25 protein-coding genes are annotated in these 24640 nt (G+C 66.3%); 19 read left to right on the top strand and 6 right to left on the bottom strand.

The features are described 5' to 3' along the window. Positions 1-227 (top strand): ice-binding family protein (locus tag ABH933_RS44115; protein ID WP_429428895.1); only part of this gene is annotated, 227 nt, incomplete at its 5' end. Positions 228-249: 22 nt separating this feature from the next. Here the strand turns inward: ABH933_RS44115 and ABH933_RS44120 are convergent. After that, positions 250-642 carry a recombinase family protein gene (locus ABH933_RS44120; protein ID WP_429428897.1) on the bottom strand — a complete coding sequence of 131 codons (393 nt, stop codon included), beginning with the start codon at positions 640-642 and terminating at the stop codon, positions 250-252. On the opposite strand from ABH933_RS44120, the gene ABH933_RS44125 reads away from it, so the two are divergent. From ABH933_RS44125 to ABH933_RS44140, 4 genes are all read left to right on the top strand, one after another. Further along, positions 602-1111, top strand: coding sequence for a MarR family winged helix-turn-helix transcriptional regulator (locus tag ABH933_RS44125; protein WP_429428899.1), 510 nt, complete (start codon positions 602-604; stop codon positions 1109-1111). The two genes, ABH933_RS44120 and ABH933_RS44125, sit on opposite strands and share 41 nt — an antisense overlap. 74 nt (positions 1112-1185) lie before the next feature. Beyond that, the gene (locus ABH933_RS44130) at positions 1186-1632 is read left to right on the top strand and encodes a nuclear transport factor 2 family protein (protein WP_429428901.1); all 447 of its coding nucleotides are present in this window, start codon (positions 1186-1188) and stop codon (positions 1630-1632) included. A gap of 32 nt (positions 1633-1664) precedes the next feature. Next, a complete protein-coding gene (locus ABH933_RS44135; protein ID WP_429428903.1) occupies positions 1665-2609 on the top strand; it encodes an NADP-dependent oxidoreductase in 945 nt (314 codons plus the stop codon). Further along, entirely contained in the window at positions 2606-3214 is a 609-nt protein-coding gene (locus tag ABH933_RS44140; RefSeq protein ID WP_429428905.1) for a TetR/AcrR family transcriptional regulator, read from the top strand. Before ABH933_RS44135 ends, ABH933_RS44140 begins: the two co-directional genes overlap by 4 nt. Positions 3215-3727: 513 nt before the next feature. Here the strand turns inward: ABH933_RS44140 and ABH933_RS44145 are convergent. The 3 genes from ABH933_RS44145 to ABH933_RS44155 are packed head-to-tail and all read right to left on the bottom strand — an operon-like array spanning position 3728 to position 7524. Next, positions 3728-4891, bottom strand: coding sequence for a hypothetical protein (locus ABH933_RS44145; protein ID WP_429428907.1), 1164 nt, complete (start codon positions 4889-4891; stop codon positions 3728-3730). Between the two features lie 17 nt (positions 4892-4908). Continuing rightward, positions 4909-6453, bottom strand: a complete 1545-nt coding sequence (locus ABH933_RS44150) for an IucA/IucC family protein (RefSeq protein ID WP_429428909.1) — start codon at positions 6451-6453, stop codon at positions 4909-4911. A 30-nt stretch (positions 6454-6483) separates the two neighbouring features. Further along, positions 6484-7524, bottom strand: a complete 1041-nt coding sequence (locus ABH933_RS44155) for a mechanosensitive ion channel family protein (RefSeq protein WP_429455313.1) — start codon at positions 7522-7524, stop codon at positions 6484-6486. A 327-nt stretch (positions 7525-7851) separates the two neighbouring features. Between ABH933_RS44155 and ABH933_RS44160 the strand changes: the two genes are divergently transcribed. Next, on the top strand, positions 7852-8088 hold the full coding sequence (locus ABH933_RS44160) for a cysteine hydrolase family protein (RefSeq protein WP_429428913.1): 237 nt from the start codon (positions 7852-7854) through the stop codon (positions 8086-8088). A 271-nt stretch (positions 8089-8359) separates the two neighbouring features. Here the strand turns inward: ABH933_RS44160 and ABH933_RS44165 are convergent, their stop codons facing one another. After that, positions 8360-8839, bottom strand: a complete 480-nt coding sequence (locus ABH933_RS44165; protein WP_429428915.1) for a GNAT family N-acetyltransferase — start codon at positions 8837-8839, stop codon at positions 8360-8362. Beyond that, entirely contained in the window at positions 8836-12015 is a 3180-nt protein-coding gene (locus ABH933_RS44170; RefSeq protein WP_429428917.1) for an orotidine 5'-phosphate decarboxylase / HUMPS family protein, read from the bottom strand. Before ABH933_RS44170 ends, ABH933_RS44165 begins: the two co-directional genes overlap by 4 nt. Before the next feature lie 339 nt (positions 12016-12354). On the opposite strand from ABH933_RS44170, the gene ABH933_RS44175 reads away from it, so the two are divergent. The 13 genes from ABH933_RS44175 (at position 12355) to ABH933_RS44235 (ending at position 24474) form a co-directional block, all read left to right on the top strand. Then, on the top strand, positions 12355-12999 hold the full coding sequence (locus ABH933_RS44175) for a hypothetical protein (RefSeq protein WP_429428919.1): 645 nt from the start codon (positions 12355-12357) through the stop codon (positions 12997-12999). 113 nt (positions 13000-13112) lie between these two features. Next, a complete protein-coding gene (locus ABH933_RS44180) occupies positions 13113-13547 on the top strand; it encodes an NUDIX hydrolase (protein WP_429428921.1) in 435 nt (144 codons plus the stop codon). A 39-nt stretch (positions 13548-13586) separates the two neighbouring features. Further along, entirely contained in the window at positions 13587-15446 is a 1860-nt protein-coding gene (locus ABH933_RS44185) for a radical SAM protein (protein WP_429428923.1), read from the top strand. Further along, positions 15443-16090, top strand: coding sequence for a hypothetical protein (locus ABH933_RS44190; RefSeq protein WP_429428925.1), 648 nt, complete (start codon positions 15443-15445; stop codon positions 16088-16090). The genes ABH933_RS44185 and ABH933_RS44190 overlap by 4 nt, the downstream gene beginning before the upstream one ends. Beyond that, a complete protein-coding gene (locus tag ABH933_RS44195) occupies positions 16059-16808 on the top strand; it encodes a hypothetical protein (RefSeq protein ID WP_429428927.1) in 750 nt (249 codons plus the stop codon). The genes ABH933_RS44190 and ABH933_RS44195 overlap by 32 nt, the downstream gene beginning before the upstream one ends. Next, positions 16808-17440 (top strand): hypothetical protein, encoded by a 633-nt coding sequence (locus ABH933_RS44200; RefSeq protein ID WP_429428961.1) that lies wholly within the window; start codon positions 16808-16810, stop codon positions 17438-17440. Before ABH933_RS44195 ends, ABH933_RS44200 begins: the two co-directional genes overlap by 1 nt. Further along, positions 17440-18318, top strand: a complete 879-nt coding sequence (locus ABH933_RS44205) for a protein kinase domain-containing protein (protein WP_429428929.1) — start codon at positions 17440-17442, stop codon at positions 18316-18318. The genes ABH933_RS44200 and ABH933_RS44205 overlap by 1 nt, the downstream gene beginning before the upstream one ends. A gap of 95 nt (positions 18319-18413) precedes the next feature. Beyond that, positions 18414-18536 carry a hypothetical protein gene (locus tag ABH933_RS44210; RefSeq protein ID WP_429428931.1) on the top strand — a complete coding sequence of 41 codons (123 nt, stop codon included), beginning with the start codon at positions 18414-18416 and terminating at the stop codon, positions 18534-18536. 85 nt (positions 18537-18621) lie between these two features. Further along, on the top strand, positions 18622-19575 hold the full coding sequence (locus ABH933_RS44215) for an aKG-HExxH-type peptide beta-hydroxylase (RefSeq protein ID WP_429428933.1): 954 nt from the start codon (positions 18622-18624) through the stop codon (positions 19573-19575). A gap of 212 nt (positions 19576-19787) precedes the next feature. Further along, positions 19788-20585, top strand: a complete 798-nt coding sequence (locus tag ABH933_RS44220; RefSeq protein WP_429428935.1) for a hypothetical protein — start codon at positions 19788-19790, stop codon at positions 20583-20585. Between the two features lie 60 nt (positions 20586-20645). Further along, positions 20646-21773: a hypothetical protein gene (locus ABH933_RS44225; protein ID WP_429428937.1), complete on the top strand. Its 1128-nt coding sequence runs from the start codon at positions 20646-20648 to the stop codon at positions 21771-21773. A 149-nt stretch (positions 21774-21922) separates the two neighbouring features. Next, positions 21923-23236: a hypothetical protein gene (locus ABH933_RS44230; protein WP_429428939.1), complete on the top strand. Its 1314-nt coding sequence runs from the start codon at positions 21923-21925 to the stop codon at positions 23234-23236. Further along, the gene (locus ABH933_RS44235) at positions 23233-24474 is read left to right on the top strand and encodes an AAA family ATPase (protein ID WP_429428941.1); all 1242 of its coding nucleotides are present in this window, start codon (positions 23233-23235) and stop codon (positions 24472-24474) included. The genes ABH933_RS44230 and ABH933_RS44235 overlap by 4 nt, the downstream gene beginning before the upstream one ends. Positions 24475-24640 lie beyond the last annotated feature (166 nt).

The raw sequence follows: 24640 nt of genomic DNA on the forward strand, positions 1-24640 counted from the left end.
TGATCACCGGGGCCAGCAGTGCGGTGAACCTTATCAACGGGGCCACCGCGAACAACGTGTTCTGGCAGGTCGGTAGCTCGGCAACACTGGGCGCCAACACCAACTTCGCCGGAAGGATCCTGATCTTCACCTCGGCGACGGTGACCGGCGGCAACACCGTAAACGGCAATGTCCTGGCCCTCAACGGCGCGATCACCCTGGACACCGATACCATCACGGCCCCCTGAGTACCGATACACCGAAAGGATTTCACACTCTGTCCGCGCGCCTCCGGCGCGCGGACAGAGTGTTTCGGATGTGGGCAGTCGCTGTCTGCCCCTCTTTTCCACTGTGGTTGACGGTCGTAAGGCCGGGCTGGGGTTTTCGGCGTTCTGTGGCCGAGATCCTGCGGCGTCGGTGCGCAGGTAGTTGGAGACGGTTTCGCGGCTGATGTCGAATTCCTTGGCCAGCACCGACTTCCGTTCGCCTGCGGCCACCCGGTCGCGCGGTTGCTGTTGCCTGCTCATCGCTGAGGGCAGGTTTGCGGCCTGTGTAGGCACCGCGGGTCTTGGCGGCGGCGATACCTTCGCGCTGGCGCTCGAGGATCATTGCGCGCTCGGACTTGGCGAAAGCCCCCATCACCAACAGCAGAAGGTTCGCCATCGGTGAGTCCTCGCCGGTGAAGGTCGAACTCTCCTTTACGAATTCGACCGACGATCTGCGGCACGCGATCGGTGCTCTGGTCCGCGCCGTGCGGCTCATCGACACCGCGCCTCCCGGAGAAGCCGCCATTCTCGGCTACCTCGACCGCGATGGCCCGCACACCACCGCCGAACTGGCGCACCGGCGTAACGTGACGCATCAGTCGGCCGCCAAGTCCGTCAAGGAGCTGCTCGGCAGCGGCTTGGTGCGTACCGGTCCCTACCCCGACGACGGCCGCAAGCACCTGCTGTACATCACCGATGCCGGCCGTGCCCGCCTGCGGCGCGAACGTATCCAGCGCGCCACCTCACTCGGCAGCGCCATTCACGCCGCGCTCACCCCGGACGAGCAGCAGCAGCTGCGGGACTGCGTACCGTTACTGACCCGCCTCGCCGCCCACATGAACGGACTGCGACCAAGCCGGTCTTGACGCCCTTGCGACCCCGTCACTACGATGAAATCGAGACAGATCAGTCTCGATTTTGCCGCGATGGAGGCGAGTACATGGTTGCGCAAGCCCTGGACGCGAGGGAGGCCGTCGAGATCGTCGAACGGCTGGCACAGGCGAAGAGCCGGCAGGACGTGGCGGCCACGATGGCGGTGTACCACCCGGACGGCGTGCTCGAATCGCCTTCGCTGGGATCCCGCTACGCCGGGACCGAGATCGAAGGCGCGATCACGGGGTGGTTCGCGTTCGCACCGGACTACGAGGTCCGGCTCGACGGTCACGGTCTAGATGGTGAGACCCTGTGCTGCTGGGGCGAAATCGCCTTCACCCCGGCGTTCACTGCCGGTGGCGCAGTGCCGAACGGTAATCGGGTCTCGGTACCGGTCTTCATTCTTTTCCGGTTCCGCGACGGCCGGGTGAGCTGGGAGAGCTTCCATTTCGACGTCGCCGGGGTCGCCCGGCAGTGCGGCGTCGACGCGACTGCCCTGGTTCGGCCATCGTGATCGTCGGCGCTCGCCGGCCGAGCAGTACAACGATGCGCGCGGCCCGGCACGAACACTGGGGATCGGCACTGCAGATCGTCGACGTCCCGCGGCCGGAGCCCGCCGCCGGGGAGGTCCGTATCGCGGTGCGGGCGACCAGCGTGAACCCGATCGACACGTACACCGGCGCCAATTCCGGCTACGAGCAGTCCATGCGGCTGCCCTGCATCCCCGGCTGGGACGTCGCCGGTGTGGTGGATGCGGTGGGGTACGGAGTCACCCGCCATGCGGTGGGTGACCGCCTCTATGGTCTGGCCTGGTTTCCCTATCCCGCAGGCACATACGCCGAATACATGACCGTTCCCGCCTACCATCTGGCACCGATGCCGAGGTCGGCATCCTTCGTGGAGGCGGCATGCTTTCCGATGGCAGCTCTGACGGCATGGCAGATGCTCGACGCTGTCGAGGCGTGCGCCGGTCAGCACGTCCTGATCAGCGGAGCTTCCGGCGGCGTGGGGCACATTGCGGTGCAATTGGCGGTCGCGCGCGGCGCCACGGTCACCGCCCTGGCGCGTCCCGATCACCACGCCACACTGCACGAATTGGGCGCCCACACCTGCGTGGACTACTCCGATTCCGACGCTGTCACGGCGATCGGGAACTTCGACGCGGCGCTCGATCTGGTCGGATTCGATTTCGGCGCATCGCTTTTCGATCACGTGACACCCGGCGGCGCGATCGCCTTGGCGACCGCATGGTCGATCGAGGGATACCGGGCCGCGGCAGCGCAGCGGAGTATCCGCGTGGCCTCATGCTTGGTGGAACCCGATCCCGTAGCGCTCGCGGCGATCTCGGAGTTGGTCGATTCGGGCGCGGTTCGCGTCGTTGTCGGCGCCGAGTTCGACCTGTCCCACGCCGCCGAGGCCCAGCGCTGGGTCAAGGACCGACGCGGCTTCGGAAAGACCGCAATCGTGGTGAACACGCCGGAGCGCACATGAGCGAGCCCGCGAGCGGAAAGCCCAAGCAGCTACGCGGTATCGCGGTGCGCGACAAGCTCATCGGTATCGCGAGCGAACTGTTCTACGACAACGGTGTGCGTGCCATCGGTGTCGATGAGGTCGTGCAACGAGCGGGGATGGCGAAAGCGAGCCTGTATCGATGGTTCCCCGCCAAGGACGACCTCGTTCTGGCTGTGCTGCAGCAGCGCGACGACAACTTCTGGGCCCGGTGGGACCAGACCGCGGCGCAATACCCCGGCGCGCGGGCCGAACTCGACGCACAGCTCGCCTGGATCCAGGAACTGGCAACACGCGAGGGCTACCGTGGTTGCGCGTTCGTCAACACAGCAGCGGAATTCAGCAGTGCGGATTCAGAGCGAATCCGGCAGCGTTGCGCCGCACACGAACACGAACTCGCGCGCCGGCTACGCGCGCTGACCGCACGGCTCGGCGTCGGCGACAACGACCGACTTGCCGATCAGCTCCATATCGCTATCGTCGGCGCCTTCGCGGTCGGCGGGATCTACCTGACGGGTGGACCGGCGATCCGGCTCAGGGCATTGGCCGAGGATCTGATATCGCTATCGACCACGCAAGCAGGGTGATCGGGACTTCCAGCACGACCGGATCCCGGCCAGCCGCAATAACACCCATGACCGATTCAAACAGCCGGAGCACGGATCGCCCAACGCCCCCTGGTGCGGTGCGCACGCAGACCGATCCGATGCGCTGAATTCGGCTACTTCAGGTGGACGCGACAGGGTTGGCGGGTGGGTGGGGGATTCCAGCCCTCCGACCACGCCAACACGACCAACCGGGCTGGGGCGGGTCGCGGCTGTCGGCTCAACCTGGGGATTTCCGTGAACGCCGACATCTCGGCTGCTCGACCGGCTTCGAAATCCGAGTGGTCTGGTCGACAGCATTGGGTCAGCACCGTGAACACACTGACAGTAAGACTGGCTCCCTTGGCCCTTGGAGCTGACCTACAAAGCACGTTGCTCGGGAGTCCCCTCCTTCCTCATTGCCTGATCGTCTCGCTCCAGCCGAACGAGTCAAGCACCCGAACCCCGCCTCCCCGAAGCACACGCTGTGCCATCGGTTCCGCTATACACACGCGGTCAAAGTATGAGGAATCGCGGAGGGTCGTGGCTCAGGAAGTCGTGGTGGGCAACTTCCCATCCGTAGGCGCCGGTACGCGCGAATACGAGTACATCCCCGACGCGCAGTCGTTGGACCCATTGGTTGCGGCACAACACATCTCGTGGGGTGCATAGTTCCCCGGCTATGTCTATTTCGGAATCGACAACGGTCGGGCGGGGGAATGGGTAGGGCCATCGCTCGACGGGCAGGACAGCGAAGGGATGGCTGTAGCGCCACGCCGCCGGGAGCCGAAAGTGATGGGTTCCTCCTCGGAGGCTGGCGAACCATCTGCCGTGGTTGGATTTCAGGTCCACCACCTCCGCGGCATACCAGCCGGCGTCGGCAGTCAGAAAACGACCTAGTTCGAACATCAATCGGATTCCGCGAGGCGGTATCGGCAGTTGCGCACCGAGTTCGGTGAGGTCGAACGCTTGCGATCCCGAATAGTCGACTCCGATCCCGCCTCCGACGTTGATGACCTCCAGGGAAATACCCAACTCGTCGGCGGTACGCTGCGACCACGACACCGAGTCGCGGACGAACTCGGCATAGGCTCCGGCGTCCAGGCAGTTGGAGACCGCGTGCAGGTGAAATCCCCGCAGCCGTAGGGAGTCGAGCTCGGCCACCTCGCCGACGATCGGGCCCAACTGTGACTCGTCGATACCGAATACGGTGTCGCCGGTCATCCGCAACGCGCCATGGGGTGCCCGCGATTTCCGGTTGATCCGCAGGGTGACGTCGACGGTCACCTGGTTCCGGCGGGCGAGATGGTCGATGCGGCGTAGCTCGTGCAGGCTCTCGGCATTGATCAGGACACGGCATTCGTGCGCATCGCGCGCTCCGTACTGGCGCAATGCGTGGGTCAATTCCGCATCGGTTTTGGCCGGTCCGCTCAACACGATTCGCGGGGTCTGCGCTGCTGCCGCGAGGCGTAGCTCGCCGCCGGAGGCGACCTCCACGCCGTCGACATGCGGCAGGGCCGCCTCGAGCAGCGACGGGTGACTATTGGCCTTGATCGCGAAGTACAGTTCCGCTCCGGGCGGCAATTGCGCTCGCACCCGGGCGATCTGGTCCACCACCACGCTGCGGTCGTAGACGTACGCACACACGGGCGTGGGTACGGCGGCCAGAGCGTCGACCACCCGGGGCGGAATCCTTATCATGCGAATTTCACCAGCGGGTTGGGAAGATTCACCCAGAGATTGTCCAGCGAACGTTCGGCCAGCCGCATCGCCGTCGTCGCCTTGATCGGAACGGACTCGGCGAGCAGACAATCTCCATGCGGACCGATGTGCCCGGCGACGACAGCAATTGGGCGCCAAAGTTTTTCGGGCTCGATCCCGTAACGGCCGGACAGAGCCGCCACCAACTCTCCCAGGGAGCCCCACACCGGGGCCGAGAGCAGGGTGTTGCGCAGCGTGGTCGAATCGTCGCTGACGACATCGTCTCCCACCGGTGGTGGCGTGAAACCCGCCCGCTCCACTGTTCGGGGGCTGATCCACATGCCGCCGAAGTCTCGGTAGAGAATCCGCACCGGGTCCCCGCCGGCGAGCACGACCAGTGTGTTCTGGCCGTGTGCCTCCAATGCGACTCCGGCCGCGAGTAGGGCCAGCGTGGGCGGCAACAGGAGCTCGGCGATCCTGGACAACCATGCCGCCGGGTCCGCGCCGGCCAGCTCGGGCCGGGCGCACAGCGCGGCGATCGGTACCGCTTGTTCCCCGGGGCGAAGATATGCCTGTGGCGATTCCCGAAGCAGGACACCGAGACTGGGACGCGGCGTCCCGTCGATCCGGGCCGCGCCTCCCGCGAGATCGCGTAGCACTCGGAAGCCGAGACTGTGCCCCAGCGCGTCCAGCATCGTGGTGACCAGCGCCGACAGGCGGGGGCCGTTGTCGACCGCCCGCGGGGTCACCGTGCGCAGGGCACTGGTCATCTGGATGTCCAGGGACGTCTTGATGTGGTAGCCGGCCCAGTTTCCCAGTGGCGCGACCGTCCGTAACGACAGCAGGGGTTTGGCTTCGATCGTCTGCCCGGTCGGTACCAGGCCGGGAAAGCGCGGCAACACGTGGTCGCGCTGCCAGGGATGCATCGGCAGCAGAAACTCGTCCGGTGTGGTCAACCGGGACGGCCAGCGCCCGGAGCCGTACCACTGCGCTCGTGGCACCGCGACCAGATCCACATCGATGATCGGGCGATGTTCCGGGGCGTAAGCCAGCACTTCCGTTTCGCTCATCCCCGTGCGGGTTCGGCAGCACGGGTGATAGGGGTGGCCCTGGACTACCAGCTGCTCCCAATCGGCGTCATCCCGGATCGGCCTATCGTCACGGGCGGCGGATTCCCAGGCCAACGCGAGGTTGGTGACGCTGTTGGCCACCTCGCCCGCAAATCGATCCGTGGCAGCGCTCGTGCCGCCCAGCAAGCGCGCCAATGCTGTCGGGTCGTCGACTACCGAATCCCCCAGTGAGATCCCGAAGTTTGGTGACGGTTGCGCGTAGAGCGCAGCGGCATCGACGGACCCACGAAGATCGGACCCGCTGGTGAGCGTGACGACGAGATCCTCCCGCTCGAGTCGACGACCGACGACGCCGGGCAAAGACTCACGCGCAGCGGCGCCCCACAACCGTGCCAGGATCTGTGATCGCGCGATGTCGCTGAATTCGGCGGCCGCCGTCTCTCGACTCGCCGCCAGTTCCCCGGCCGTCATGCCGCCGCCCTTCCCGCATCGGTCCCGCCGCTACCGCCCACCGGGCAGCGCGGCGGGCAGCTCCCGGACCAGGAACACGGTGAGTTGCTCAGTCACATGTTCGCCGAGCTGTGTCGCCAGCTGCGGCGACGAGGCGCTCACCGTGGTCTTGAGTTTCAAACTGGAGCTGCTCGATTCGGCAATCACCAGCGAACCCTCCAATCCGTCCCAGTGCTCACTGGCGGTGAGGATGTCGTGCAGGCGGGTGCGCAGCGTCTCGAGCGGTGCGGCGTGGTCGACATACAGGTAGCTGTCGGCATGGGCACTGGCGCTCTTGCGGGTCCAGTTCTCGAACGGCTGGCTCACGAAATCGGTGACGGGCACGATCATCCGGCGGTTGTCGTGCATCCGGATGCTGATGTAGGTGAGCGTAATCTCCTCGACCACACCGTGTTTGCCGTTCACCATGACGGTGTCGTCGATGCGCACCGAGTCGCCGAAGGCAATCTGCAGGCCGGCGATCATGTTCGCGAGCGTCCCCTGCGCGGCCAGGCCGAACACCAAGCCCAGCAACCCCGCCGACGCGAACAGGCTCGTGGCCAGCGCCCGCGTGGACGGGAAGTCCAGCAGCGCGAAGATGCCGGTTGCCAACCAGATCAGCACCGAGGCGGCACGCTGGAAAACACTCAGCTGGGTGCGAATCCTGCTCAGCCGCTGGTGATCATCCCCGGTGGAGTGGGTGAACCGCACCGCCATGACGGCGATCAGCACCGCCGCGCCGCGGCTGGCCAGCCACCCGAACGACAGCAGCACCAGCAGGCCGAGCAGCACACCGATCCAGTGGTTACCGTGCGTAAGAAATTCCAGCACAGCACCATAGGTGCGAACCAGGATCAGAGACAACACAGTGATCGCGGGATTGCGGCACGCGTCGATGCGGGTCCAGACCTCGGGTTCGGCACTTTGCCGGGCAGCCAGCGTCTTGACCAGTCGTTTCAAGAGAAACGAAGTCCCCACTGTCAGTACGACGATGACCGCGGCCGTAACCGCCAGACTGATCCAGGCCGCACGATCTCCCATGGCGACACCCATTCCTGTTCCTGCCCACCAGTCTCACCCGAGGTCGACAGCAGACCATCACCCTGAAATAACTTGCATGACAGTACATCGCGATCGTTCAAAGGGAAACGTCATCGCGCCCAACCAGATCCGCGGACGTCGGTACGTTCTATCGCTGGGCGGGGTAGATCCGGGTGGTCGTTATCGCACGTTGGACGTAGCCCGGGCGGCCGATGTGCCGATCGTGTACTCGCGGCAGGTGACCAGCTCGGCTGGGATGCTGGCCGCCAATCCTCGTGCGGCGCGGCATTTTGCTACCGACTGTGTCACCCGAGGAGCTGCGGCGGGCGTGGTCAGTTGATGGACGCGATCGCCCCTCAGTCCGGCGATCTGGTGCTGGATAAGACCCAGCACAGTTTCTTCGCCTACACCGAACTCGATCCGGTCCTGCGGAGCCTGGGCGCGCAACGTCTCCTGGTAGCCGGACTGCAAACCAACGTGTCCGTTGAAGCGACCGTGCGAGCTGGGTGGACGGGTGCGGAAATAGTCGCGGCAGGACCTGATCCCATTGGTCTTGCACCGTGCCCAAAGCATTGATGTGGACCACACGCGCCGGGCCGTCGCCCGGGCAGATGCCGGCGATCAGCTCGTAACCGATATCCACCTTCTCGAATCGCTTCACCCACAACAGATACCACCGTGGACCGGTCTGCACGTCGCCCGAGGCGAAGGTGGAAAATCTGGAGCGGCGGCATCGGACTGCCCAGCGTCATTCAAGGGTTGTCATGTGGAGGGATTGAGCCGTCGTCGGCGAACTTGCCGAGGTCTGTTCATTGGCCGTCGCCCTGGCTTTCGAGGTTTTGTCGGCTTACGTGAGGAGGAGTTCGTAGACGGCACGGCTGCGGCCGGGGCCCTTATAGTCGGTGATGATCGAGACGCCGTCGATTTCGTGGTCACCGGGGACGTTGGCGAAGCCGAGGATGGTCCAGGTGGCGTGAGCGGCATGGTTTTCCGGCTCGGATGTGAGATAAATCCTTGTGCAGTCCCATTTTTCAGCTTGAGTGCGCACACTGTTCAGGAGAGCGGTGGCGATGCCGCGGCGCCGGTGTTCGGGGTGGATCATGACGTCTTGGATGTAGAGGTCGGATGGGTTGTCCTGGCTTCTGAATGCGATCACCGAGCCGGTGACCGTTCCGTTGTCGTCGATGGTGAGGGGGCAGGTTGAGGAGAACAGTTCGGCGTAGAGCCAGTATTCGGATAGGCCGCGGGCGCGGATGTAGGGCTCGCCGAGCTCCATGAGTTGCTGGACTGCGGTGATGTGCTGGATCTGCAGGGGGATAACGGTCATGGGCGCTCCTTGGGGTGGATTTTCCGGACGATACTGGTCAGCTGGTCGGTGAGATCGGTCGGGGCGACAGCATCGGCGATGCTGCGGCCGATGATGGCGATGTCCCAGTCGGGGCTGTTGGTGAGTTCGTCGGCGGCGCTGAAGCCGCCGGACACCGCGACGGGCAGTTGGCTGCAGCTGCGGATTGTGCGGGCCGAAGCGAGGGGGTTGTTGCTGCCGGTGCCGATGTCGATGTTGGTGGTGACGACGAACCCGTCGATTCCGGTGCGTTCCATGTCGCGCAGCCAGGTGGGGTTGAGCTGGGCAGCCGGGGTGTCCAGGACGAGCGTGACGCCCAGGCGGCGTGCGGCGGTGACCGCAGCGGACACGTTGGCGACGGATGCGGGTCCGATCAGGAGCACGATGTCGGCGCCGGCTTCGGCGGCGAGTTCGACCTGGTCGCGGCCCCAGTCAGCGGACATCATTTCCGCAACGACCGCGGCTTCGGGTACCGCGTGGCGGATGGCGGCGATCGCGGCGACGCCGGATCGTTTGATCAGTGGGTCGCCGACCTCGACGAAGTCGGCTCCCGCGTCGACCGCGGCTTGGGTGATCGCGATGGCGCGATCGAGCGAGTGCACGTCCAGGGCCACTTGGAGAGAGCGTTGGCCACGGCGGCGCCGGAAGTGTTCGCGGACGCTGACCACCGCGGGCTGCAGCATGTGTCGTTGCCGGGTCGCTCGTGCCTCCTGGATGGTGAGCCAGTGCGTGGATGATTCCCCCTGGGCGACAAGGGATTGTTCGAGTTCTGGCGGGAGCTGAATCCAGCCGGTCTGCACTTCGCGGAGCAGGCCGAAGAGCGCATCATCGATGGCCGGTGACGCGGGGAGGGCGTGGTCACCGCTGAGTAGCCGGATCCTGTTCAGGAGTTTGGCGGTCGAGATCGGCGGTCCGTCCCAGCTCTTATCGCTCGCGGCTGTTGCGATGATCGTTGCGACGAGTGCGGGATCGGGCAGGGGGGTGTGCGGTGCGGCCAGGACGCTTTGCAGGGCGCGTTCGCGGACGTGCCAGTTGCGGTCGATCAGGAGCACCTCGAGGTGCTCGAGCCGGTGTTTGGGCGGCAGGGATCCGACCATATGGGCGAGTGCGGCGCGGACCTTGTAGTCCTCGTCGCGGACGAGGCGTTCCACGATGCGGTTGGTGTGCTGGTGCGCGAGTGGGCGGTGTCCGTGCAGAGCGCCGGCCAGGCCGGCGCGTACTCGCCAGTCGATGTGCGTCAGGAGCCGCTCGAGCAGGCCGTCGTCGCTGGGGTTGGAGGTGGCGAACAGGTCGATGTGGCGGGCGAGGAACGCGGCGTGGGCCGGGTGGTCCAGATCGAGGTGGCCCAGGATCCGGCTGCTGATCCGGATGTCGAGCATCTGTTCGATGTGGCGGGCGATGTCGTCCCAAACCGGCGAACCGTGGACTTGTAGTTGCTGGACTACCCACTGGGCGTGCTGGTCGCCGAGGTTTGCGGCGAGATCCGGCGTGGCCAGCAGGGCGCGCGCGAGCCGACGGGCGGTGGGCTGCGTGCACCGGTATGTGCAGGCGCGCAGGACATCCGTGGATACGGGCAGTCCCTGTGCTGCGGAGGTTTCGATCAGCATGGGCAGCGCGATGTCCACGGTGGTCGAGGGAGCCAGCGCGATCATCTCGATCAGGTTCGGCGCCGAGGTTGCCAGCGCACAGACGACGAAATCGAACACACCCCGTACTGCGGCGGATCGGGTGGCATGGTCGGCGAGTTCGTTGAATCCGGTCACTGTTGCGGTGGACCGGCCGCGTGTGGTCAAGGCATCGACGATCCGGATCGCCAGGAAGTACTCGCGAAAGACATCATGGCTGAACCGAATTCCCCCGTCGTGGGTCTGCTCGATCAGGAACACGCCCGCACGTCCCACATCGGGCAGCACTGGGATGCCCGTGCCCAGTGCGGTGTCGGCCAGCGATTCGGGCATTGCCTCGGGCATCAGTTGCCAGGCGAGTTGTGCCAGGGAGTTGATGGCCGTCTCGGTGTGGTGGCTACCGCGGGCCAGGAGCGTGCGGACACAGTGTCCGATGACATGGAACATCGAGTGCATGTCGGTGTCGATGTCGGTGGAATTTCCTGCACTGCACAGCAATTGCATATAGAGGGGAGTGGTAGCGAGTGCTTGCAACGACTCGGGAAGCGCCGTGAACGGTACGAGGTCGTGGCGGTTCTGCTGCTCCCACACCTGGCGCGCTTGAGCTCGTGTCCAGGCGGTCGTCGAGTAAGAGGCCTCCAAGGCGGTCCCGGGCCGACTGAACGTCGCGGCTGCGAGGACAGGAAAGGCCGAAAGATCAAGTTCCGGTGGGGTTCGGACAGCGAGAACGAATCGCAGATTCTGCGAATTCGCTTGTCGTAGAATGCTATCGACCTGCCGCCCGACGATCAGGAGACGCTCGTCGGAATCAATGCCGTCGATGAGCACGACACAGGGGCGCGTCAGCGAGCCGACTGCGTGTTCCAGGCTCAGCAGGGCGTCCTCACCGCTGGTCAACGAGGCATACCGCAGTATCTCGGCGGCCACGTCAGTGCTGGGCGGCCACGTCGTGCAGGTGTGCGATTGGAAATCCGCGCGATCGGACCATTGCTGCACCAGATGCTGGATGAGGCGGGTTTTCCCGCTCCCGGCCCGCCCGGCAAGGACGAAAGCCCTCGCTGGAGAGGCCAGGAACTGGCCCAAGCATTCGAATGCGACGGTATCGGGTAGATAGGTCGTCTCGGTGAGTCCGGGTGCGAAAGTGTCGAGAAGAGCCGCGGTCCGCTGGGACGAGCGTGCGGCGAGCTGTGTTCGCGCCGCCGCTGGGGCGGCGAGTGAGCCTGCCCCACCCGCCTTTTCGTGGTGCAGGATGCGTTCGAACCGGTCGGCAATCTCGGTGCCGGATTGGGTGAGGTCGGTGTCGAGGAGTCGTTGCGTGTCGTATCGGAGCCGGGCGTCGGCGCCGCGGCGTTCCCAGTTCGACACGGCCGCGTCATTGACGCCGAGGTGGGCTGCGAAGTCTCGCACGCTCATCCGTTTGGCCTCGCGCAGTGCGCGAGCCTCCCACCCCGTCCATCGAGCGACTACCGAACCCATGAGCTGGCGCTTCCCCCGTTCCGTGTCCACGATTGCCGCGCACTCTACGGTAGCCATTCGACCACGAAACTAGGGCAGAAGTAGGACACCGCCGCATGGTTGCAGGTGTGTGGCCATGGCAGCGTGGATCTGCGCGCCCCGAACGGACGGTCCGTCCAGGGCTGGGGTGGGCACAGCCGCAGGTGAGGACGTGAACACCCCTGGGGCACAACCCGTATCGAAGGAGTTCAGCTCGTGATGCATGCGGAGGCCAGTCCGAACAGAACAATGCCGGGCCGGGCCGCGTCCTGGCGCGGCACGAATGATGCTCCGGTTCGGCGCTGGACCCGAGTGGTCAGTGTTAGCCCATACCGCCTTGCTTGTACCACTGACATGTCCGGAAGGTCTTGGTGTGCAATGCCTATGCTGCCGATGCATCACACCCCGCTCGTGGCCGCAGCGCTGCGGATCGCGCGCCGCTGGTACATCGGCCACGGCAACCCGCTGACGGGGACCACGGTACTGGCACACGCGGTTGCGGTGGCCAACACCATCGGTGATCACGCGCCCGGGGTGGCACCGGAATGGATCGTGGCAGCCCTGCTGCACTGCGTCAGCGAGGTCGCTCCCTCGACCGATGTCACCGATCTCGACGACCTGCTGACCGGATGCTCGCCAGGGGAGTCCGAGTACCTGATGACGATGCTCAACGCGACTGCACCGATGACGCCCCTGATCGCAGCCGCCGAGAAGGCGGTGACGTTGACCTCGGTGCTGGACCAGGCCGCCGCAGTCGGCAGGGAGGCGGAGTACTGGGCTGAGCATCCGGAACTGCCGGCGCTGATCGACGAGTGTCGTCGTTTCCACTCCCGCGCAGCCGGGATGGTACCGGCTACGCTGGCCGAGTTGCTGGGCGCGCTCGTCGCGCGAGCCGGGGGCGCCTGTACCGCCGACACGGTTGCGCCGGCGGCGCGAGTGTCGCGAAAGTATCTGGAACACAGTGGTTTTGATGTCGCTGTGGGTGGTGTCGCGCCTGCGCGGCGGGCGCGGGGCGGGGATTAGACTCGCTCCCGCACGACGGCTCTGCTCGCCGTCGGCGAGCTGCGCGCGGTCTGGCAGCTCGTCCGTTCTGTGCCACCTCGATTCGATGATTCCGCTGGAAGGGAATGCGCTTGATGTCCGAGAAGGTCCGCAAGGAGAAGGTACTAGTCTATGTCGTGCGTGACGGGAAGCTGCTGGTGTTCCGGCACACCGAGTACAGCTGGGAAGAAGTGGGAATCCAAGTCCCCGCCGGCAGCATCCGCCCCGGCGAGACGCCCGAGAATGCGGCGTTGCGTGAGGCGCGCGAGGAAACCGGCCTCTCGGAGTTCACGATCGTGCGCAAGTTGGGGGAGGCCGAGTATGACATCAGCCCTTACCGGTTCGAGATCCAGCATCGGCACTTCTTCGAACTGGAACTCGGCCAGGACGCTCCGGACCGGTGGGGGAGCCAGGAAGACCACGACGGCCACGGCGAGCCGACGAAGTTCGAATGCTTCTGGATCCCGCTTGAGGCCGCCCACATCCTGCAATCCGGGCAGGGCGCGCTGCTGGGCCGCCTCAGCGACTGAGTCAGGCCCGGTGACCGCATTTCGGTAAGGAGTGAGCCCGTGACCAGGCAAACCGACAGTTCCTATTTGACGATGACGCAGACCGGCACCGACACGGCGGTGTCGGTGATCCTCAAGCTGCGCGGAGAAACCTGCGATGCGGACTGCCTCTACTGCTACGAGAAACGCAAGGAAGCTCCCGGTGGCGCCCGGATCGCCGTGGAGGACATCGAGCGGTTGCCCCACCTGTTCGGGGGCCGCCCGCTGGCGGTGGAGCTGCACGGCGGTGAGCCCTTGACCGCCGGGCAGCCTTACCTGCGGCAAGTACTCTCGGCGCTGGCCGACCTGCCGCTGGTACAGCGGGTAACGTTGCAAACCAACGGGATTCGGCTCGATGATGCGTGGCTGGACCTGTTCGACGAGGTGTATCCGGACTTGCGGATCGGGATCTCCCTGGATGGGGATCGCCGCGGCAACAGCTGGCGAGTCGGATATGACGGCGACGAGATTTACCCTCGCATCGTAGCTGCGCTGGACCGGTGTGCCGCGCGGGGCCGGCGGGTCGGTGTCATCGCCGCGGTCACCCCTGCCGTGTTGGGGCGCGCGGAGGCGGTGCTGGATCACTTGACCGGTTTTCCTGCGGTCGATGCGATCAGTTTCGTGCCCTGCTTTGACTCGACGGTCACGAAGGAGACCGCCAGCACCGGCCGCCGGATGCCGCCGAGTCGTATTGCGCAGCGCGCCAACATCTCCGGTGCGGGCCCGGCCTGGGCGATCACGCCGGAGGAGTATATCGAGTTCGTGCTGGCCGTCGCGGTGCGGTGGGTGCACGGCGGCGCGTATGGGCGGGTGAAGCTGGAGCCGGTCGTGTCGGCGATCCGGCGGCTGCGCGGCCTGGATACCGGGTTCTGCCACTTCTCCAACCTCAAATGCGATCACGTATTCACCCTGTACCCCGACGACCGATTCGGCGGCTGCGACGAATTGCCTTGGCCCCAAGCCCAATTAGGCCACTTCTCGGGCCTGTCCTCGGCAGCGGAGATCTCCGCGGCGCAACGCGAACTGCCGCTGCTGGTGCAAGGCCGATCGCTGAGCACCAAATGCGCCACCTGCCGATATCGGGAGACCTGCGGTGGTGGTTGCGTGGCGACGCGGCTGCGCGCGGTTACCGCCACCGGCAGCGATGAGGACTACTGCCGGTCCCGGATGCGGCTACTCGACGGCGTCGCCGCCTTGATCGCCAGCCCGGCGGTTCCGGCCGCCGTGTTCTGCCATCGCGTGCATGCACGCCCACGGCAGCTCAACGCGATGGCGGATGTGGCCGGGTTCCTGCGCCGCTGGAACGACCCGCAGGCCACCCCTCAGCCTGTGCGGCTCGAGGTCGGCGAACACGGCAACATCAACACCGTCGGCGGAGCCGGTGTTCACGAGGCCGATGATCTGAATCCGCTGCATCCGTTGTGGCGCAGGTCGATCGAACCCGGGGTGTGGCCGCTGGTCGACGCGATAACCACCATGTGGGGGGTGGTGACCTACGACAGCTGCCAAGGCCACCCCTACACCGGCCTGACACTGGAACCGGCAGAACGTCGCGTCGGCATCCTGCCCCGCACCGCCGAGGAATACACCGGCATCGCCGCCGCTCTGTGCCGCGCCGTCACAATGATCGAATCCGGTGTGCCCGGATCTATTCAGATCGTCATCGGCCGAACCGACCTGTCCTGCACCACTACTGGCGATCGGTTCCCGGTGCTGGATATACGGTTCGAACGCACCGCGGGCTCCGGCTGGTCCGCCTACTTCGCTGAGCTCGATGCCGCGACCGCGTCCACGGTCGAGGCGCTCACCGACACCGTGCTGGACAGCGGCACCGAATGCTGTTGCCCTTCACCGGCCCACGCGGACATCGGGGCAGTATGAACACCGACGAGATGATCACCGTCCACCAACTCCTGGGCCGGATCGCATACTTCCACGTCGCATTCATCGAACCCGCTCTCGCCGACCTACCGGCACCCGAGGACCGGCCACCAGCACCGACCTGCTGCCGCGACCGCCTGGGCCACGTGGAACAGCCGGCATGCGAACCCGCGGGCCTGGTCGATACGGCATGGACGGTTCCGATAGACATCGCTGCCGCGCTCGGAGTTCGCCTGTGCCGCAACGAACCGGGCACCTGCTGTGCGCGGTGCCTGATTCGGCACAGCGCCACGGTCATCGCCGACACGTGGCTCGGTGTGGAAACCGCCACCTACGCCGGTCTGGTACCGAGCCCGACCCAACGCGCCGGCTGGTGCGCACGGATCGGCACCCAACTCGCCGAGGTATTCGGCGAGGGATCCGGCGGCACCTGCACCGCTGTGCACGCGGATACCCGCCCCGGCGACGCTCCGCCGGCAGATCGGTTTCCTCTGGTCGGCGAACTGCTCACGCTGTGGAAGCGGCCGATCGGACATGCGCCGGTGACCAGCTGGCTCAACCACTGCGCCGACCTCGGCGACATCACCCGAGTACTACGCACACGGAGGGGACATGAGCACGCCATCGCTGATCGGACTCGGTGAAACACTCGCCGTCAGCAGCATCGAAGGATTCCTGACCACCACCGACGACCAGCACCTCGTCGCGATCATGGACGAACATCTGGCCGAGGTCGGCCGCGCAGACTTCGACCACAACCGCAGCTCGTCGATCCACGAGATCCCCGGCCACAACGCCCGCGAAACGATCGCCATCTACGAGCCCGCCGGACGACTCGAAATCCGGGACATCCCCGCCGCGGCCGAGAAGATTCTGCAGGACGCGTTCGACCGGGCCCGCCCCCACCTGGCATCAATTCTGCCGTCGGTGACCTCGTGCCGACCGTGGACCTACGTGGAATACCGTCCCGGACAACACATCACACCACACGTGGACGGCATCGCCCCCGACCCACGGGACCGGCCGCGCCAGATCGCGGGCATCGGCGTCGGCATCGGCGCCCGCAGTGAGGGCGGCAAGTTCTACGTGCAGACCACCGCCGATCCCCGGCTGTGGGACACCCGCCTGCCCGTAGACGTCCCCGGGTACGCGCCAGGCATGCTGTTCGCGCACGACGGCGCGGACAACTCCGCCCCGTGGTTCCGCAGCATGGCTCGCACCCGCTGGACCGTTGATCCCGACCCCGGCACCGCACTGGTGTACGGGTCGCAGCTCACGCACGGCACGCATCCGGTGACCGCGGGGCGGGCCCGCAAGTTCATCAGCTGGCTGTTCGCCGACACCAGCCCGGAGATACTGTGATGCTGATCGCCCTCGAAGGCGCCGCTGGCACAGGAAAATCCACACTCCGGGATCGTCTCCTGACCCGCGCCGCCGACCACGGCCTCTCGGTCACCCACCTCGGCCAATTCTCCTGGCTGTCCCTACCCGCTACACGGACACTGGTCGCGCTGCGCGCCGGCCGGGCAGGCATCGATGAAAACACTGCCACCACAGCAGTTCTCGACGACCTCGTCCTGCATGCCCGGCACAATCTCGACCCGGCGGCCGGGGTGCGGCCGGTCGTGACAGATCGACTTATCCTGTCCTCGGCATGCCTGCTGGCCCTGAACTATGCCCGCCCGGTCGAGCAGTATGTCACCACACTGACGCGAGCATCCAGGGTCCGCCCAGACCTCACTGTCCTGCTGACGACCCCACCCGAAATATGCCAGCAACGGCTCGCCGCCCGGCCAGCCGCACACCGCGTCGGCGATAGCCCTGACGCCGCCCTCGAACTGCACCGGCTCTACCAGCACGCCGGACAAGCCTGGCAACACACGACCAATCGACAGCTCTGGCACCGCGCGCTGCTCACACCCCGCGACACCGAACGCGTCTGCGAGGAGATCTTCGCCTGCTGCCACCTGGCCACGTCCGCGAGAACCAGCTGATGGACCTGCATCCCTTGCATCCCGCGCGATCGGTGCTTGACCAGCTCGAACATCAGGGCTGGCGCACCCTGGACCTGCTGGCGTTCACCCGGTCCAGCACGCTGGTTCTCGCGCAACGCGCCGGACACGAACCGGTCGTGGTGAAGGCCGGATTCGGCAGCAACCACGTCCTGGCCGCCATGCCCGTACGCGACCGGCCCGCCGCGTACGGCTTCTACTGGTACCAGCAGATGAGCCCCGCCGAACGGGGGCTGGCCCGCGCCGATTTCCTTCATGAACGCGACCTCGCCCGCGAGGTCACCGGAACCGCGAACGTGGTCCCGCTGCTGGATGAAGGCCACTGCGAGGACTTCGACTGGTACACCATGCCGCACTATCCCGACGGAAACTTCCGCACCCGCATGGCCACATCACCGCCTCGCGCCGAGCTGCTGGCGATCCTGGCCGATGTCGCGGCCGGCCTTGCCGCACTGCACGATCGCGGAGTCGTGCACCGCGACCTCTACCAGGAAAACATCCTGCTCGACCACGGACGCGGCCTGATCACCGACCTCGGCGCCGCTCGCCGCCTGCACACCCCGCGCGGCCCCGAACATCGTGGGCCCGAAGTGCATTGGCCACCGGAATACCTCACCTCCTACCACACGGCCGGCCCGGCCGCCGACGTGTTCAGCCTGGCGGTCCTGACCTATCGGGTACTGCTCGGCGACATCCCCCGCCGCCGCGTCCCACCAGCCTTCGCTGGCATCCCGAAACCCGTGAGCACCCTGCTGTCAGCCGCCCTCGAGCACAGACCAGCCGACCGCCCGAGCATGACGACGTTCCGAAACACGCTGCAGCACAACACCAGCGGCCCTCATCCGGCGACAGGGCCGTGACCGAACCAGAAAAGGAGACACCCGACACCGAGCACTACGACCAGTCAGACCACGTATCAACCCGCAACAGAACGGAATTCACAGCAATGGCCAACATGACCGACGAAATGACCGACTTCCTGCAGACGGTCGACGAACTACGCGCGGACGATTCCCGAATCCGCACCACCGCCCACACCTCCAGCATCATCTCCGAAGGCTGGACCACCGAAAAGTAACCGGCACACCGGAGCGGAACGGTGGCTGCGGCCCGACGGCGGGCTGTAGCCACCGGCACAACTCCCCAGCGACAAGGCACCTCGCGTGAACCCGAACGAACTGGACACGGTCTTCGACTTCCCGCCGATCCACACCCTGCACCGGACCCGAACACACACCATTCACAGCACTCTCGGCAGCCCCGCCGCCGGGGCCCGGCTCGATCGGCCAGCCATGACCTACGCGCTGGCCCACCACATCCTCGAAGGCGCCGAGCACGCCGCCCGCACCGGCGACGGGGAACGGTTCTCCTGGTACCGCTCCGCGATCACCCAGCCGCCTCCGGGCTGGGCCGAGGACACCGCCCACGGTGAGGTGATCGTCCAGAACCCCGACCGCGCGTCTATGCACTCCTCATCGATCTCCGATGCCCCGTACTACCTGCTCGGGCCCCAAACCCGATTAGCAGCAAGGGATCTGGTGGAACTCACCATCCAAGCGCGGGCGATCGCCGCCGACTGCGGATTCGGCGTGCTCCTGGCCAATCACGCCCCCGTGGTGTGCCTGCTCGATGCCAAGGCCGCCGAGGACACCCTGAACAGCTGGACCATCACCCGGCTACCGGGCACGGTCTTCCTCGACTACACCCCCGACCCGTACATCCTGGCCCGCGACCTCATCCACGAAGCCGGCCACAACTGGCTCAACGACGCCCTCACCGCAACACGATCCATGATCAGCGACGACGTCAATTTCTATTCCCCGTGGAAGAAGACTCCTCGCCCAGCATTCGGCTTCCTGCATGCCTGCTGGGCATTCCCACTGACTGTGCTGTTCGCTGCCCGCACCCTCGCAACAGCACCCGAATCCACCGGCCAGATCCTGTCTGCCTACACCTCCCAGCAGCACGAGAATCTGAACGCCGTCACCGGAAACCACCGGCAGGCGCTGCGCCTGATTGCCGACCTCGATCTGCGGCAACGGCTCGGCGCGGTCCGCGCGGCAGCATCAGCGATCAGCACAGGCGAGCGCGAGACCATCTGCGCGGTAACCGAATAGCCATTCCCGGGGACATGATGCTGCATGAATGCCCGCTCGTGGTGAACCGAGGGCCTGTTCGGTTGCGGCGCTGGTCAATCGCATCGCCCACGGCTGCTCGACCGGATCGTGCGACGGCATCAACAGGCCGGCGGCGGTGCTCACACCAAACCGAGGCTGATTTACTGGAAATTACTGGAAAAGGGTGGAAAACATGTGATACGCTCTCGTTCGTGACCAACCCTCTCGAGGAGCTCGAACGGCAGATCGAGAACCTGCGGATCGACGTGCGACGCGCAACGATGGCAGGCGATGCCGCACGGGCCCGCGAGCTCCGGGCGGAGCTACGCCGGACGGACAAGGCGTGGGAAGACGCTCTGGCTGCCGCGGCGGCGCCTACCGAGGCACCTGGGCCGGTCGGCCGGTCCGGGTCGCTGCTGTCGACACGGGATCAGGTTCACCAGGCTTTGACGTTGCTGGGTGTGGCGTCCGCGCCGAAGATGATCGCTGCGGTGCAGGATGCGTTCTTCGGTGGTGAAATTGTCAGCTCCAAGCTCACGCATCTGCGCCGGGACGAGGAACGTTCGTTCCGGTCCTCGCCGCACGCTCGTCCGTACTACTTGTGCAGTGCGCTGAGCGCTGACCGGCTGACTCCCGCGCGTGGCCTGCTGGCTGTGTCGACGTGGCCGCTGAGCCGCCGGATGGTCGGCCCGCTGAGCCCGCGCGCGGATTTCCTCACGGCGGCAATCCATGTGGCCGAGCAGGTGGGGCGGGTGAGCGAGCCGTCACTGCCGGCGATGCGTCTGCTGTGGCGGTTCGCCACGACCATCCCGGGTGCCGGCGAGAACTTCGATGCGCTGGAGTGGTCGATCGTCGCCGAGGCCGCACGCACGGAGTTGGCAATACATTCGGACGCCGACCACGCCGACCGCGACGCGGCGGCTACCCGTGCCGGGGCTCAGCTCGATGAGGCCCAGCAGCTGTTCGGCGCGGCGCTCAAGGTTGTTTCGCGTTCCACAACTGAACACTGATCGCGTATTACCGCACTATTCTTCGTACCTACGCTTGCTTCCCTGGTGGAGGAAGATCATTTGAACGACAAGGACTTTCGTCTGGATCGCATCCGCGGATCCGTCGTGCCGAAAAAGCACAATGCCCGAACCATCGCAGCGCTGACCAGCACCCCTGGGTGTGCACGACGCGGCGTGCTGGATGCTGCCGCAGTCGACAAACAGGCACTGGCCGAGCATCTGGGCTACCGGCCCTTGTTCGGCCAATCACCTTACGACCTGACGCGCGGCAACGCGTTCGAAGCGTTCGTGAAGGCCAACGGCTGTGCCGAGTTGCTCAAGCTCTTGCGCGAGGACCTCGGACTGCCACTGCCGCAGGTCGCTTATGACGACCTCAACAGCGTTGCGGGCCATGAGACTCTGGAAACCCGATACCGGCATTCACGGCAGCTGCTGACCCGGGCCGGGTGTTCCGGGCCCGATGCGGGCACGCTGTTCGATCACCCGCTGCTGCGGATGCAGATCGCGGGGCACGACGCCTACCTCGAACCGGACCTGATCGCGTTCAAGCTGTCCGAAAAGTTCCACGTCGTCGAGATCAAAGCCTTCCCGATCATCGACGGCCGCGCAGATCCCGGCAAAGTGTCGCTGGCGGCCACCCAGTCGGCGGTGTATGTGCTGGCGTTGCGGCAGCTGCTGCAGGAGCTGGGGCTGGATCCGTTGCTGGTGTCGGACGAGGTGTTCCTGGTGTGCCCGGCGAACTTCTCCAACCGCCCGGCCGCCGCCCGCGTGGATGTCCGCAAGCAATTGACCATCCTGCGCCGGCAACTCGCCCGGATCACCGACATCGGCACCCTGCTCGCCGCACTGCCACCGACGCTAACGCTGGATCTGTGCCCGGATGCCGACGGGCGGGCAACCCGCCCGGTCGCGGACCTGTGCAGCGCGCTGGACACGATCGAAGCACGATATGCACCCGAATGCCTGACCACTTGCGAGATGGCGCTCTACTGCCGGGACCAGGCGAGCGATTGCACATCCCGGCTGGGCCGATCGGTCCAGGAAGACCTGGGAGGCATCGACTCCATCACCGCCGCGCTCGCCCTGGCACAGGGAACCCGCGACCCCGGCGAGCACGAGCACGAAGCCGCGCAGGTGCTGCGCATGGCCGCACGCCTGCGGAGCGGATGCCTGGGCGGTGTCGCATGAGTGCTCTCACCGCACTGGCTCGTGCCTATGCTGTGAAAAACCTTCGGGCACAGCCGATCACAACAGTCCGGCACGTCCACATCGATGACCGTCCGATGGTGTGCGTTCCCCTGACCTTGGCCGGTGAAGCGGTGGCTCCCCTGGCTGCCATGGTCGGTACCGAGCGCGAACGTCCGGATCTGATAGTGGTGCCCCAACCCCGCGACCGCGTACTGCGGCTCGAGTTCGCGCACGAGCTGGCCATGCGGATCCTGCACTACATCGCGATCCGCCGACATGCGGTCACCGGGCCAGGGACCGGAACCGCGGGCCAGTTCTGGGTACCCAATCGCGGGGGTGTGGAGTTTCTGCGGTTGCTGGGACGCTCGACACGATTCCGGTCCACGACCGGCCCCTACGCCGTCCCGAACACAGTGCCGGACCTGGGGCAATGGCTGACCTTTCTCACCGAGCGGGCCGACCACCCCGGATCGTCGCTCCTGCTGGCCGCCACCGGCGCCCTCGGGCAGCACTGGGCGACCGGACAAAGCGAGTTCGAGGACGCGAACCTCGCCGCTCTGCTCGGCTGGATCGACCCGGCCGAGGGCCCGGATGGAATCCAGGCCGCCCGCGAGGCCGAGGACCCGCTGATCTGGCCCCCGGCCGGACCGGCGACCGACCCGAGCTTCGACCGGGAAGTCCTGGTCCCGAGCATTACCGACTACGACCGCGCCGTGACACGAACCGAACGCGTGCGCGCCCGGTCCCGCCTCGAGACAGCGCTGCGTGGACAGCTGATGCCGACCTGGCAGCTGGTATGGCGCGGGATCGACCTTCTGCGGGCGGTGCCGCCGGGCGCACATGTGCAGGCACGCTGGGCACAGGATGTGAAGGCATTCAACAAGTTCGGCGACCGAATTGCCAAACGTGAACGCCCACAACCCAAACGCGACAGCGCCGTCGCGGCCGCGCAGAGGCTGAATATGCTCGAGCGAGCCCAAGCGGAGTACGACGCCCAACGCGCCTTCGACGACCAACTGGTGATGGCCGAATTCCGGCTAACCGGAGAGGCTTTCGCCGGAACGGTCACCGCCGTGGATCTGCAGGGCGACGCCGGCGCCGGGCGCCGCACGCCACGGCCGGTGATCACGGTCCACACCACCGATCCGGTCCGGCTGGTCGCCGATGGCGCCGAACTGATCGACCCGCAACGCCCCCGGCAGAAGGCACTGATCACCGGGGTCCGCCTGCACCCCGACCATGCGGAGATCACGCTCGAACTGTCGCAGGGAATGGGGAGAGGCAAGGTCCCGCAACCCGGCACCGTTCCCGCCGCAGGCCAGCCGGTCTGCTACAGCCGACTGTCGGATCGCTACACCCCGGCCGGAAAGTTCCCGGACCGCAGCGACACACCGTGGACTCATGGTGGCCCGCCGGATCAACCCATACCGACCAGCGACGACGCGAACGAGGAATGGTCATGAACAGCGACGTCGCCAGCCAGGTCGACCACGTCATCGCTGGGGTACTGTCCGAATTCACCAGCGGCCCCCACCGCGGAGTCGTCGTGGACTCACCACCGGGCGCGGGCAAGTCCACTCTGGTGGTGCGCGCTGCGACCGAGATCGCCCAATCCGGCGAGCCGGTGATGATCATCGCCCAGACCAACGAACAGGTCGACGACCTCGTCGACCGCATGGCAACCCACGCACCCGCCGTCCGGATCGGGCGGCTGTGCTCGGACAACTACGTGCCAACCGCCCGGGTATCCCACCCGAATGTCGCTGTCGAGCAACAGTTTTCGAACCTCGTGGACGTTCAGATCACGATCGCAACCGCTGCGAAATGGGTGTTCGTGCCCGAGGGCCCGTGGCCGTGGGCGATCATCGACGAGGCGTACCAGATGCGCTCGGACATGCTGCTGCGGGTGGCACCCCGGTTCGAGCGGGCACTGTTCGTCGGCGACCCCGGCCAGCTGGATCCGTTCTCCACCATCGACATCGACCGCTGGACCGGCCTGACCTGGGATCCGATGCAAAGCGCCGTGGCCGCGATGCTGCGCAACAACCCCGACCTCCCGGTCCATCAGCTGCCGGTGTCGTGGCGACTGCCGCCCTCGGCAGCCGGGCCGGTGTCCGCGGCGTTCTACCCGTTCACCGGTTTCCGCGCCGCGACCGACCCCACCCAACGCCACTTCTCCTACCGCACCACCGGATTCGGCTCCGCCACGGACCGGACCCTCGACACCGCAGCACGAACCGGCTGGGCACTGCACGAACTACCCGCCCGGCACACCGTGCGCACCGACACCCAGGCCGTGGACGCGGTCGCCGACCTGGCAGTCCGCGCGCTGGCCCGCGGTCCGGTCGCACGATCCGAACGTGACCCCGACGAGGTGGAACTCGGCGCCGACCGGATCGCGATCGGCGCCGCCCACCGCGATCAAGTCGCCGCGATCCGGCAGGCCCTGATCGCCCGCGGCAGCGGCGAGATCCGGGTCGACACCGCAAATCGCCTGCAGGGCCGGCACATCCCGCGGGCCAGCGCCGGATTGGAGCGCTGGTGCCGCAGCCCGAACAGACAATCCAGGGTTCGCGGCAGCGGTCGCATATCGGCTGACCGGTTGCGCGCGAGAGGCTGCCTCGTCCAGTGCGCCCGCAGATGCCGCAGACGATATCGGGGCGAGGGCGGCAGCGTGTGCAGACCGGGCCGGCGGTGGTGAGCGCGGCGACGCGACGGAGGTCGCCGCAGTTCACGCACTGTTGCCAACTCACGCTCGGAATCCACATCAAGTGCGCGATCCAATGGCAGCAACTGTCCTCCGGAGACTGGGCCGCCTACGCCGCCGAAGTCGGCCAACGAAACGCTGAGCCCGACACCGCATTCCA

It is taken from the genome of Nocardia sp. GP40 (assembly GCF_050434125.1).
GTDB classification, from domain to species: domain Bacteria; phylum Actinomycetota; class Actinomycetes; order Mycobacteriales; family Mycobacteriaceae; genus Nocardia; species Nocardia albiluteola.